The organism is Acidisoma sibiricum (assembly GCF_057837225.1).
Genome location: NZ_CM174445.1, coordinates 3307269 through 3320127, shown reverse-complemented (window position 1 = coordinate 3320127; position 12859 = coordinate 3307269). Strand labels below are relative to the sequence as shown.

Genomic DNA, 12859 nt, shown 5'->3' with positions numbered 1-12859 from the left:
GCCGAGCGCATGATACCAGCCCGGCCATGTCGGATCATCTGGAGGGGCTGAACGAGTCGCAGCGCGCGGCCGCCATCGCCCCGGCGCCCCAACTCGTCCTCGCAGGTGCGGGCTCCGGCAAGACGGAAACCCTGGCCCGCCGCGCCATCGACCTGATCCTGCAGCGCGACGAGCGGCCGGAGCGGCTGCTCTGCATCACCTTCACCAATCGCGCGGCCGCCGAAATGCGCGCCCGCATGGCGGCGAAGCTCGGTCCCCGCGCGCCGCATTGGGTCGGCACCTTCCACGCCTGCATGGCCCGGCTATTGACCGAGGATGCCGGGATGGTCGCCGAGGCGCCGCGCGGCTTTACCATTTTGGACCCGCCGCGCGCCCGCGCCCTCATCGGCCAGCTGACGGGCCTGCGCGACGCCAAGGAAATGGCCATGGTGCAGGAAGCGGTTTCACTGATGCGCAATTACGGCGTGCAGCCGAAAGGACGCCCGCCCAAGACGCCGGCCCTCACGCGGTTCGAGGGCGACGTGCTGGATCAGGCGGTCACCGTCATGCCGGCCTATGTCGCCGAACTCCGCCGCCAGCGCGTGCTCGATTTCGATGATCTGCTGGTGGTGCCGGCTGAGGCGATGGAGAAGGACCCCGGCCTCGCCGCGCGCTGGTCCGCCCGCTGGAGCGAAATCCTGGTCGATGAATATCAGGACACCAATGCCGCCCAGCACCGCCTGCTGCGCCTGCTGGCGACCGGCCACGGCCGCGTCTTTGCGGTGGGGGACGACTGCCAGTCAATCTACGGCTGGCGCGGCGCCGAAATCGGCCATATCCGCCGCTTCGGCAAGGATTTTCCGGCATCTCCGCCGGCGATCAAGCTGGAGACCAATTACCGCTCCACCCGCACCATCCTGGCCGCCGCCAATGCCATTGCGGCGAAAGACCCCGAAGCCCTGCGCAAGACGCTCCATTCTGGCGCGCCTTTGGGCGTGGCCGGAGATGCCATCGCGCTGCGCGGCGTCGAAACCGCGGAGGAGGAGGGCCGCGCCGTGGTCTCCTGGATACGCGGCCTGCAGCACAAATCGCGCGACCAGAGCTTGCGCGAATGCGCTGTCCTCGTCCGCGCCGGCTTCGTCGCCGAGCCCATCATGGAAGCGCTGCGGGAAGCCGGATTGCCTGCCCAGATGGTGAGCGACCGCGAGGCCGAATTGCCGCGCGAGGTGCTGGCCGCCATTGCCTGGCTGCGTCTCGCGCTCAGCCGCGATGCCCATGAGAACCAGGAACGCTGGGACGCGGCGGCCGATGACGCGTTCCGGCGCGCCTGTGTCCTGCCGCGGCGGCCGGTGACGGGCCAGGCCTTTGCCCGGCTGCGCCAGCACGCCACGGAGCAGGAAATCGCCTTTGCCGATGCCGTGCCCACCGCGCCGATCAGCGAGCCGGAGCGCAAGGCCTTCTCAGCCGTGCTGGATGTCGCCCGCCGCATCGGTGACCGCATCGCCGCGCGCCGCGCCAAACCCTCTGAGGCTTTGCAGATCGCAGCCGGGGAAAGCGGCCTCGCCGATGACCTGAGTGACCGTGCGCCGCTGCGCCGGTCCTGGCAGGCGCTGCTCAGCCGTGCCGACCGTCTGGGCTCCGTCGCCGATTTTGCCGAGGCCGCTGCCTTGGGCGCGCTCGATGCCGAGCCCGAGGGACCGGACAGTATCCAGGTCATGACCCTGCATCGCGCCAAAGGGCTGGAATTCGACCATGTCTTCATGGCGGGGCTGGAGGAGGGGGTTTTTCCCAGCCGCCGGGCCGAGCCGCAGGGCTCGCTGCCGGAGGAGCGCCGGCTTTTTTATGTCGGTCTCACGCGCGCCCGCTACACGCTCTCGCTCAGCTACGTGCATCGCCGGCGGCAGTGGAAAAGCCACCCCTCCCGCTTCATCGCCGAAATTCCGCGTAATCTGCTGACCGGCTCGGTGCCGGACGCGCGGTCCGAGTCCCCGTCCAAAGGTCGCGCCAAGTCCGCGACGCGGGCATCCGGGGCGCGCAAGCCACCCGCCGACACTGGCCGCATCCTGCCGGACGAGGCGGAAACGGCGCGGATGGTCGCGGCTTTCAAGTCCAGGCAGCGCCTTCCCTCGGGTCGCGGCTGAGCGCGTCGGTGATTGCTGGGGGTAACTTTAATTGGTGCGTCGCGTAGTCCTGTCTGGCGGAGCAGGGTATGGAGCATGACCGTCGTGTCAGACGGCAGGGGAACCGATATGGGCGGCACTGCAGGTCGGTTGGTCGCTTGCCTGCTAGGGGTTCTCATGCTGGGTGCCATGACCGCCGCGCGGGCTGCGGTGATCGACTATCCGATCGGTCCTGGCAGCGCTGATATCCGCTTCCACACCCAGGTTGCGCGGGTCGTGCCGGTGGACGGCGCGTTTAACAGCTTTGCAGGACATATCCTGTTCGACACGGCCCATCCCAGCGAGGTCAGCATCGACGTCGTCGTGGACGATGCTGCCATGACGGTGCCCTTTGGCGGCGCGCAGACGCTGCGCTCACCACCTTATTTCGATCACGCGTCCTTCCCGACGATCCATTTTCAAAGTGATCATGTGCAGGTGACGGCGGAGGACCGCTTCACGGTGACCGGACGGCTGACCATCCGTGGCGTGACGCAGCCCGCCACGCTGCAGGGCAGGATGACGCGCCTGACCCTGTCCGGCGTTGCGGCCATCCGCGTTGCCGCGACCAGTACGCTGAACCGCACGGCATTCGGCATGGTGGCAGACCGGCCGCTGATCGCCGATCAGGTTGACCTGCGCATCACGGCGACGCTGCGCGCGCCCTGACCGCATCTTCCAGTGGCGGCAGATCGATCCAGGACAGATGCCCGCCCTTGCCGGCGCCGGTATCAAGAAAGACAGCGCGCCCGCCGCTGCGGGACCATTGCTCCAGCGGCCGTCCGTCCTGGCTGCGGCGGTCATGGCCGACATAGACGGTAACGCCTGCCGGAATGCGATGCACCCAGCGCAGGCTGCGCTCGGGGAAGCCATCGGTCTGTGTCTGGCCGGTCGGCTCGCCGAACAGCGCGCGGGCCGGAACGCCGATCGCCCGCCCGATTTCCATTTGCGGCGAAGGCCCCAGCAGCATGTCGGTATGAAACCCGGCATGGATGAAAAGCCGCAGCCCGCTTTGCAGCCATAGCGGCGCGCGGGCGGCTTCCGCCAGGAAGCGCTGCCGCAGCGGCTCGTCCATCTGGCGTCGGGTCGCGACAAGCTCGGCATTGCTGCGCACCTTCTGGCCCAACAGAAAGCGCGCAAGTTTGAGATCGTGATTGCCCAGCAGGAACAGGCCCTGGCCATGATCGATGAGGTTGAACATGATGCGCAGGACGCCGGCGCTGTCCGGTCCGTAATCGACCAGATCGCCCAGCTGCACCAGGAACCGGTCCGTATCGGCGGCATAGGCAAAAGCGCTCGCATCGCCATGGACATCGCCGACGACACGCAGGGGACGACTAGCGGGAATCGATAGCGGAGCTTCAACCATCATTGCATTTATAAGCATGTCTTTTGCCAATGCGTGAGAGGTTGCTGCACGCATGGCTGGATGTTTGGGCTGCGTCGGCCACCGGGTCTGGTAGCGCTACCCCAAACGCCATAGGCTGGTGGGGACGCTGGACGGGGCCGTCCGCCGGCGAATAACGCAGCAAGACGTTTGAGGAGAAACTGGTGGAATACCGTATTCTAGGCCGATCGGGCCTTAAGATCTCCGTGCTGACCTTCGGCACCATGACCTTCGGCGGAGAGACCGTCTTCGCCAAGACCGGCTCGACCGATCTGGCCGGCGCGCAACGCCAGCTGGACCTGTGCCTCGATGCCGGGGTCAATATCGTCGATACCGCCAATATCTATTCCCAAGGGCGTTCGGAGGAGATCCTCGGCGAAGCGCTGGAAGGCCGCCGCCACCGCCTGCTGGTCGCGACCAAGGCCCGCTTCCCGATGGGTCCGGGGCCGAATGACGCAGGTCTCTCGCGCTATCATCTGATCGCCGAATGCGAGGCGAGCCTCCGGCGTCTGCGCACTGACCATATCGATCTCTACCAGCTCCATGAATGGGACGGGCTGACGCCGCTGGAAGAGACGATGGAGGCGCTGGATACGCTCGTGCGCTCCGGCAAGGTGCGCTATGTCGGCGCGTCCAACTTCTCGGGCTGGCATCTCATGAAAGCCATGGAAACGGCGCGGTCAAACGGGTTCGTGCCGCTGGTCAGCCAGCAGATCTATTACTCGCTGCAGTCGCGCGACGTGGAGAATGAGCTGGTGCCAATCAGCCTGGATCAGGGCCTTGGCATCCTGGTCTGGAGCCCGCTCGCCGGCGGCCTGCTCTCAGGCAAATATCGTCGCGGCCAGGGCGCGCCGGAAGGCAGCCGCCATTTCCAGAACTGGGGCGAGCCGCCGGTCCACGACGAAGCCAAGCTTTACGACACGATCGAGGTGCTGGTGGAGATTGCCGAGGCCCGCGGCGTGTCCCCCGCGGCCGTGGCGCTCGCCTGGCTGCTGGGCCGGCCGGCCGTGACCTCGGTCGTCATTGGCGCACGGACGGACGAGCAGCTCACGATGAACCTCGCCGCCGCCGACCTGAAACTGTCAGCGGACGAGCGGGCCCGGCTGGACGCCGTCAGCCAGCAGCCATTGCAATATCCCTACTGGCATCAGGCCAAGACTGCGGCGGACCGCCTCGGGCCGATCGATCTCACCTTGATCGGGCCGCATCTGCAGACGTCCGGGACCTGACGCGGTCCCTGCCGGCGCACGATCCGTCGCGCGCCGGCGATTGCGCTCAATCGCTTTCCAGGAGGCGGGACAGGCTCGCGGCCGTATAGGGCTTCTTGACCGTCGGCGTGCCGGCATGGGCTTCGGGCAATCGCAGCTGATCGCCATAGCCGGTGGCGAAGACATAGCGAACGCCGGCCGCCTTTAGGGCGTCGGCGACGGGAAAACTGGTTTCTTCGCCCAGATTGATGTCGAGCACGGCAATGTCCGGCAGCGCCGTCCTCAGGGTTTCCAGGGCCTGCGCGACGTTTGAAACCGTCAGAACAGCGGTGGCGCCCAGCTGCGTCAGGATATCTTCCGCATCCATGGCGATGATCAGGTTGTCTTCGACCAGAAGCACCCGGCCCGAGAGCGGCGTTCCGCTATCGGGCGTCTGCGGGGTCTGCGCGATCTTGACCAGCCGCGGGTCCTCTATTGCCAGCCGCACATAGCGCGCCGGGATGATGAACTGGGCCTCGAAACCGGCTGGCTTGTACCAGACCTGGGCCTGGCCTTTGAGGTCATAGGGGACCGAGCGCTGGATGATGGTGGTGCCAAAACCCTGCCGCAGCGGCGCCTGCACCACGGGGCCGCCGAATTCCAGCCAGTCGATGATGAGGTCGCCCGCGGCATCCCGCTTCCAAGTCACGCGAACACCGCCGCTATCCGACAGGCTGCCATATTTCGCCGAATTCGTCATCAGTTCGTGGATGACCAGGGCCATGGTCGAGAAGGCGGAGGGTTCCAGCAGCACCGCATCGCCCTGTATGTCCATCCGCCCGCGCTTCCCGCCGAGATAGGCGGCGGCCTCGGTTTCGATCAGCGACCGCAAAAGGGCCGGGGCCCAGTTGTCCTGGGTGATCTGGTCATGCGCACGGGCCAGAGCCTCGATGCGACCTTCAAGAAGGGCGATGTAATCGGACGCCTGACCCGTGGGATGGCGCGATTGACGCACCAGCCCACGGATCAGCGCCAGAATATTGCGCACGCGATGGTTCAGTTCCGCGATCAGCAATTCCTGTCGTTCGGCCGCGGTCTGCCTTTCGCTCTGGGCGGCATCCGACAGACGCAGCACCACTTCGATCAGCGATCCCCGCAGCGTTTCCGCGATCCGCTGCTCGGCGGCGCTGAAGGGTTCGCTGCGGTTGCGGATTTCCTGGCGCCATTCGGCGAAGCTTTCGCGCGGTGTCAGGCGCGCGCCGTGCGCGCCGTAACTGACGGGCTTCTCGGGGTCGCCCGCCCAGCGCGCCTGGCGCACCCGCTCCTCCCGGAACAGCAGCACATAATCCCGCGGCGTGCGGGAGATCGGGATGGAGAGAACGCCCGCCGCCTGCGCCGCATAGGCTTCCGCCCCCGGCACGATGGCGGCGAGGTGATCGGTTGCGAAGACGCGCCCGGCAGCCAGGGTATTGAGGCGGCGGGCAATGGCAGGGATGGCATCGGGCGGCGGCGCCGAGCCGCCGCAGGCGCTCTTGGTTCCGATCCAGATCCCGATTCCATCGCAGGGAATGATGGTGCGCAGCATCTCCCCGACCCATTCCGGGTTGTCGAGCAGGGAGACGTCGCTGGCGACCGATGCCAGCAGGCGGTCGGTCACATGGCGGGCATTGATTTCATAGGCCGCGGCTTCCTGGCGATCGCGGCTTTCCAGCTTCAGCGCGAACATCTGGCCGAAAAGTTCCGCGATGGTGCGCTTCTGAAAGGATGGGCAGAGCGCCGCATAGTGATGGCAGGCAAAAAGCCCCCATAATTTGCCTTCGATGATGATCGAGACCGACATCGAGGCCGCGACGCCCATATTCTGCAGATATTCGATATGGATGGGAGAGACCGAGCGCAGCACCGACAATGACATGTCAAGCAGGCCGCCTGCCGCATCGCGCGCGGGCAGGACCGGCACCGGCTCCGCCGTGACATCGGCGATGATGCGCAGCGGCGTGCGCAGGTAAAGTGCCCGGGCCTGCTGCGGAATATCGGATGCCGGGTAGTGTAGGCCAAGGAGACTGCCGGCATCGTGGCGCGCCGCTTCGCCCACCACCTCGCCGGACCCGTCGGCATCGAAGCGATAGACCATGACACGGTCGAAACCGGTGAGAGCACGCAGCTGGCGCGCGGCGGCTTTGAAATAGCCGGCACGGTCGCTCGGCTGATCGAGCCGCGCCATCATGGAGCGGATGGTGGCGGCCGAATCGACATAATCCTCGTGCCGGCTGGGCTCGGCCTCGATGACGATTTTATCGTCCGAAAAATGCAGCGCACAATCGAAGAGCTGGTCCGGTCTGGCGTCGATGCAGCGGAGCGATAACACTCGCTCGATGGCATCGGGCCCCTGAAGACCCGTCAACCTGTTGCGCAGATCATGCAGTGCCTGCGGCGCGAAAATCGCGGTCGCTGGCAGACCGATCAGATCGTCGGCACTGCGGCCGAGAAACGCCATCACATTGGCTGAGGCCCGCGCGATCAGCCAGTCTGCGGTCAGGCAGATCAGGAAGCCTAAGGGCTGGATTGCCCCTAAAAGGTGAATGGGCTCCCGGTCACAATTGGTCAGATCGACCTGGGTCCCGCTCATGCCGGAGATCCGGGGGCCGATGTCCGACCGGCCTGCGCGAATCGCTCAAAGGTCTGCAGGGCAGCCGTTATCGCAATCTCTTCTGATATCTCGTCGCGGACGATCTCATCCAGGCGCTGCATCAGGCCGGGCCAGCTGGGCGCGTTGGCATGGGGCGTCAGATAGGTGGCCGGCAGGTCAGCCGGAACCTGCCGGGCCAGCACCCGTCCGCCGAGACGAGAGCCCTCGACGACATAAAGAACGCCGATGACGGCGGCCGGGTGGCTGATACTGGTGAAAGGTGCCGCCGCCGCCATGGGCGTGGTCAGACCCAGCACTGCGAGATCGTCCGCCAGAAACTGTGCCCTGCGGCGCGATGGCCAATCCGCGATCACGCCCGGGGCATGGCTGTCGAGCCAGGCTTCGACCGGCAGCAAGGCCTCTGCGTGAGCTGCCAGAAAATCCCGGTAGCCGGCCTGGCTGGATAGGTCGAAGCGCGAGAAAATCTCATCGACTTCGGCATGGGCGGGGGCCGTGGCGGCGCGCAGCCGGGTGCGGGCGGCCAACATCAGGTGAGCGAAGCACAGGGACGGGGGCGGCGTTGGACGAGCATTTATCCGATTTTCTGAGAGAGGCTGAACATGCAGATCGAAACAATCGTGTAAATCCGCCAGTGTGAGACGCACCGGGAGCAGCGACCGGGACGACGGACGCCTGATACTCTAGCGCTTTGTAGCGCTTCCGTCGCCTATGGTCTCGTGCAGGCGGTGCCCGGCCGCTCACCATCGCTTGACAGCGTTATCGTTATCGCTAACATTCCTCGCACAAGCACCGCTTCAGACGGGCCGCAAAGACTGAATTGGGGAAAAGGTTGAAGCTCTTCGATCTCACCGGCCGTATCGCGCTCGTCACGGGTTCGAGCAAGGGCATAGGGTTCGCCATCGCGGAAGCGCTTGCGGAAGCGGGAGCGAAGGTTGTGCTCAACGGCCGTGACCGGCACGCGCTGATTCGGGCCCAGGCTGATCTCGCGGATCGTCGCGGCTTCGCCGTGCAGATCGAAGCCTTTGACGTGACCGACCCAACTGCGGTGACCGAGGGTGTGGCGGCGGTCGAGCGCGAGATCGGACCGATCGAAATCCTCTTCAACAATGCCGGCATGCAGCATCGCGCGCCGTTGCACGAGTTCCCGCTCGAAGCCTGGGTGAAGATCACCACCGTCAATCTCGACAGTGTCTTTTTCGTAGGCCAGGCCGTGGCGCGGCATATGATTCCGCGCGGCCACGGCAAGATCATCAATGTCTGCTCGGTGCAGAGCGAACTCGCCCGGCCCGGCATCGCGCCCTATACGGCGACCAAAGGGGCGGTGAAGATGCTGACCAAGGGCATGGCGACCGACTGGGGCAAGCTCGGTTTGCAGATCAACGGGCTGGGGCCCGGTTATTTCCGCACCGAACTCAATCAGGCGCTGGTCGATGACCCGGCGTTTTCCGGCTGGCTCGCAACCCGCACGCCGGCCGGCCGCTGGGGGGAGGTCGCCGAACTCGGCGGCGCCGCGGTTTTTCTGGCCTCTGACGCATCGAGCTTCGTCAATGGTCATATCCTGTATGTCGATGGCGGTATTACCGCCAGCCTGTGAACGACGCGCCTGCAGACGCACGTCGTGAAGTAACGCCTGAATAAAACGTCCAGGCCGGCGCCATCTTCGTCAAGAAGACGTGCCGGCGCCGACAAGAGCCTTGCATAGAATGAGGGGCGTAAGCCCCCGGGGGAGGCCGTGATGAGTGGGGAAGGCAGGCTGAGGTTTGACGGCATCGTCAAAACCTTCGGCGGCACGCGGGCCCTGAAAGGGGTGAGTTTCGATGTGCCGCGCGGTGAAGTCGTCGCCCTTCTGGGGGAGAACGGCGCCGGCAAATCGACGCTGATCAAAATTCTGGGCGGCATTGTCCGGGCGGACCAGGGCACGGTCTCCATCGACGGCGTGCCCTATCGGCATCGCGTGCAGAGTGCCGGCGGTGCCGGCCATCGGGTCGCCTTCATCCATCAGGATCTGGGTCTGATCGAATGGATGACGGTTGCCGAAAACATGAGCCTGGCGGAAGGTTTCGCCGCCCGGCCGTCTTTGTTCGGCGCGATCGACTGGCGCCGCACGGAAGAGCGCGCGGCGGAAGCTTTGGCGCGCATCGGTTGCGATATCGACCCCGGCAGCCGTGTGCACAGCCTCAGCCGCACGGAGAAGTCGCTGGTCGCCATCGCCCGCGCGCTGGTCGTGGACTGCGACTTCCTGGTGCTGGACGAACCCACGGCCAGCCTGCCTGCCAACGAAGTGGAGCGGCTGTTCACGGCCATCCGCACGCTGCGCGCGCGCGGTGTCGGCATGATCTATGTCTCCCACAGGCTGGATGAGATTTTTCGGATCGCTGATCGTGTTGTCGTCATGCGTGACGGCGCGCTGATCGGCGAAAGCCTGGTTGCAGAAACAACGCCGGATGCGCTGATCGCCTGGATTGTCGGGCGCTCCAATCTCAGCCTGTTTGAGAAGGCGCCGCTGCGTCCGGGCGCCACCCGGCTCTCCGTCCGCCGCCTGACCACGCCCAATGCCGGACCGGTCGATTTTGATCTGCGCGAGGGCGAACTGCTGGGTCTGGTCGGTCTGCGCGGTGCAGGGCAGGAGGAGGTGGGGCGCGCACTGTTCGGCACATTGCCGCACCGGGGCGAAATCCTGCTAGACGGCAAGGCGCCGGATCTGTCCTCCACCCGCGCGGCGCTGGGCGCCGGTATTGGTCTCATGGCGCGTGACCGGGCCGAGGAATCGATCGCATCGAGCCTGTCCATCCGCGAAAACACCTTCCTCAATCCGGGTGCTTCGGGACGGGGTCTGTTTCAGCCACTGTCGCCGCGCAAGGAGGCAGCGGCCGCCCGTGCGCTCGGCGCCTCTGTCGGCCTGTCGCCGAACGATCCCGATCTCGCCATCGAAGGCCTCTCGGGCGGCAACCAGCAGAAGGTGGTGGTCGGCCGCTGGCTCGCGACGGGTCGGCGCCTGCTGATCGCGGAAGACCCCACGGCGGGCGTCGATGTCGGCGCCAAGGCCGAAATCTACCGGCTGATCGCGCGCGCGCTGGACGCCGGCCTCGCCGTGCTGGTCGTGTCGACGGATTTCGAGGAGATCGCGCATATCTGTCACCGTGCGCTGGTCTTCAATCGTGGACAGATCATCGCCGAACTCAAAGACAACGCGCTGACGACGGAGGCGGTAATCGCGGCCGCCTCTGCCTCCGAAGCCGCATAAGGAAACGAACCATGGCAATTAACTCGGTGCGCTCGGACGCGCTGGAGCCGACGGCCAAGGAACTGGCCGGCGCCAGCCCGCTTGAGAAGCTGGTACGGCTGCTGCCAGTCTATGGCCTGCCGATCCTCATGCTGGCCTTGATCCTGCTGTTCTCCCTGCTACTGCCGGATACCTTTCCGACCATGCTCAATCTGCGGTCGATCATCGCCGATAAGGCGATCATCGCGCTGCTGTCGCTCGCTGCGATGATCCCGATGGTATCGGGCAAGATCGATCTGACGGTCGGCTATGGTATCGTCCTGTGGCACATCCTGGCGATCAGCCTGCAGGTCAATTACGGCATCAGCTGGCCGGTGGCGGTCGCGGTCGTGATCGCACTCTCCGCCTTTGTCGGACTGCTCAACGGCATCCTGGTCGAAGTCGCGCGCATCGACAGTTTTATCGCGACCCTCGGCACCGGCACGGTCCTCTATGCCATCGCCCTGTGGCATACCGGCGGCGAGCAGGTCGTGGGCGTGCTGCCGCACGGCTTTCTGGCGCTGAACGCGACGCGCATCGCCCATCTGCCGATCACCGGTTTCTATGTCCTCGGGCTCGCCGTCGTGCTCTGGTTCGTGCTCGAGCATCTGCCCATTGGGCGCTATCTTTACGCCATCGGCGCCAATCCGAAATCGGCGGCGCTGAACGGTATCCCGGTGCAGCGCTATACGATCGGCGCCTTTGTCACCTCGGGGCTGCTGACGGGCGTGGCGGGCGTGCTGCTTGCCTCCAAGCTCCGCATCGGTCAGGCGAGCGTCGGTCTGGAATATCTGCTGCCGGCGCTGGTTGGCGCCTTCCTCGGCTCGACCACCATCAAGCCGGGCCGGGTCAATGTCTGGGGCACCATGGTGGGTGTCGCGATCCTGGCCATCGGCATCGCCGGCATTCAGCAGTTCGGCGGTTCCTTCTGGGTGGAGCCGATGTTCAACGGCGTCACCTTGCTGATTGCGATCGGCATCGCGGGCTATGCGCAGCGCCGGCGGGGGGCGGCGCGTCTGCGGCCCAAGACATCAGCCTGACGACGACAACGACAACAACAAAAACAATCGAAAACGGAGGATTGAGGCCATGACGATGATGCAGCGGCTGCGGGCGTGCTCGGCGCTTGCCTTTGTGCTTGGCGCCGGGATTGGCGCCGCCCATGCCGATCCGATGGCGGATGCCAAGGCGTTCATTGCCAAATATGCCGGCCATGTCACGACCTGGGACGGACCCACGACAGGACCCAAGGCCGAAAAGGGCAAGACCATCGTGGTGCTGGCCGGCGACATGAAAAACGGCGGCATCCTCGGCGTCACCAACGGATTTCTGGAAGCGGCCAAGACGATCGGCTGGAATGTCCGCGTGATTGACGGCGCCGGCACCGTGTCCGGCCGCACCTCGGCCTTCAGCCAGGCGCTTGCCCTCAAACCCGATGGCATTGTCGTCGAAGGCTTCGATCCGATCGAGCAGAAGCCCGGACTGCAGGCGGCCGATCAGGCCCATATTCCGATCGTCGCCTGGCATGCCGGTGCGGCGCTGGGCCCCATCGCGGGGACATCCGTCAAGGTCAATGTCTCGACCGACCCCATGCTCGTCTCCCGGGCCGCCGCCGACTGGGCCTATGTCGATGCGGGCGGCAAGCCGGGTGTCGTCATCTTCACCGACGGGCAATATCAGATCGCCGTCGCCAAGGCCAAGGAGATGGAGAAAATCATCCTCGCTTTGGGCGGCAAGGTCCTGGCCTACGAAGACACGCCGATTGCCGACACATCAAGCCGCATGCCGCAGCTGACGACATCGCTGCTGCAGAAACTCGGCGCGAAATGGACGCATAGCCTCGCCATCAACGATATCTATTTTGATTTCATGGGCCCGTCTCTGGAAGATGCCGGGATCGACGGCACCGGCAGTCCGAAGGCGGTCGCGGCGGGCGACGGCTCGAAATCGGCCTATGAGCGGATACGCGCCGGCCAGTATCAGTCGGTCACCGTGGCCGAACCGCTGAACCTGCAGGGCTGGCAGCTGGTGGATGAGCTGAACCGGGCTTTGGCCGGGCAGAACTGGTCGGGCTATGTGGCACCTTTCCATGTCGTGACTCAGGCGAATATCGCCTATGACGGCGGTCCACACGATAATTTTGACCCGGATAACGGCTATCGTAACCATTACAAGGCCATTTGGGGCGTGCAATAAGCCGAGCCGGCCGGCCGCAGGGCGTTCCTGCGGCCGGAA

General features: G+C 65.4%; 10 protein-coding genes. 7 read left to right on the top strand and 3 right to left on the bottom strand.

What is annotated here, in order from left to right:
• The first annotated feature begins 26 nt into the window (after nt 1-26).
• Both AC3G7M_RS15835 and AC3G7M_RS15830 read left to right on the top strand, forming a co-directional pair.
• Nucleotides 27-2120 (top strand): ATP-dependent helicase, encoded by a 2094-nt coding sequence (locus tag AC3G7M_RS15835; RefSeq protein ID WP_489213091.1) that lies wholly within the window; start codon nt 27-29, stop codon nt 2118-2120.
• Between the two features lie 75 nt (nt 2121-2195).
• The gene (locus AC3G7M_RS15830; protein ID WP_489213090.1) at nt 2196-2807 is read left to right on the top strand and encodes a YceI family protein; all 612 of its coding nucleotides are present in this window, start codon (nt 2196-2198) and stop codon (nt 2805-2807) included.
• Here the strand turns inward: AC3G7M_RS15830 and AC3G7M_RS15825 are convergent.
• Nucleotides 2782-3510 carry a metallophosphoesterase gene (locus tag AC3G7M_RS15825; RefSeq protein ID WP_489213089.1) on the bottom strand — a complete coding sequence of 243 codons (729 nt, stop codon included), beginning with the start codon at nt 3508-3510 and terminating at the stop codon, nt 2782-2784. The two genes, AC3G7M_RS15830 and AC3G7M_RS15825, sit on opposite strands and share 26 nt — an antisense overlap.
• 179 nt (nt 3511-3689) lie before the next feature.
• Here AC3G7M_RS15825 and AC3G7M_RS15820 point away from each other — a divergent pair, with 179 nt between their 5' ends.
• Entirely contained in the window at nt 3690-4754 is a 1065-nt protein-coding gene (locus tag AC3G7M_RS15820; RefSeq protein WP_489213088.1) for an aldo/keto reductase, read from the top strand.
• A gap of 46 nt (nt 4755-4800) precedes the next feature.
• Here AC3G7M_RS15820 and AC3G7M_RS15815 read toward each other — a convergent pair whose 3' ends face one another.
• Together AC3G7M_RS15815 and AC3G7M_RS15810 are read right to left on the bottom strand one after the other, a co-directional pair.
• Nucleotides 4801-7341 carry an HWE histidine kinase domain-containing protein gene (locus tag AC3G7M_RS15815; RefSeq protein WP_489213087.1) on the bottom strand — a complete coding sequence of 847 codons (2541 nt, stop codon included), beginning with the start codon at nt 7339-7341 and terminating at the stop codon, nt 4801-4803.
• On the bottom strand, nt 7338-7889 hold the full coding sequence (locus tag AC3G7M_RS15810; RefSeq protein WP_489213086.1) for a biliverdin-producing heme oxygenase: 552 nt from the start codon (nt 7887-7889) through the stop codon (nt 7338-7340). The genes AC3G7M_RS15815 and AC3G7M_RS15810 overlap by 4 nt, the downstream gene beginning before the upstream one ends.
• 302 nt (nt 7890-8191) lie before the next feature.
• Between AC3G7M_RS15810 and AC3G7M_RS15805 the strand changes: the two genes are divergently transcribed.
• From AC3G7M_RS15805 to AC3G7M_RS15790, 4 genes are all read left to right on the top strand, one after another.
• On the top strand, nt 8192-8956 hold the full coding sequence (locus AC3G7M_RS15805; protein ID WP_489213085.1) for an SDR family oxidoreductase: 765 nt from the start codon (nt 8192-8194) through the stop codon (nt 8954-8956).
• A 141-nt stretch (nt 8957-9097) separates the two neighbouring features.
• Nucleotides 9098-10606, top strand: a complete 1509-nt coding sequence (locus AC3G7M_RS15800) for a sugar ABC transporter ATP-binding protein (RefSeq protein WP_489213084.1) — start codon at nt 9098-9100, stop codon at nt 10604-10606.
• 11 nt (nt 10607-10617) lie between these two features.
• Entirely contained in the window at nt 10618-11664 is a 1047-nt protein-coding gene (locus tag AC3G7M_RS15795; RefSeq protein ID WP_489213083.1) for an ABC transporter permease, read from the top strand.
• A gap of 49 nt (nt 11665-11713) precedes the next feature.
• Nucleotides 11714-12820 carry a substrate-binding domain-containing protein gene (locus tag AC3G7M_RS15790; protein WP_489213082.1) on the top strand — a complete coding sequence of 369 codons (1107 nt, stop codon included), beginning with the start codon at nt 11714-11716 and terminating at the stop codon, nt 12818-12820.
• Nucleotides 12821-12859: the final 39 nt, after the last annotated feature.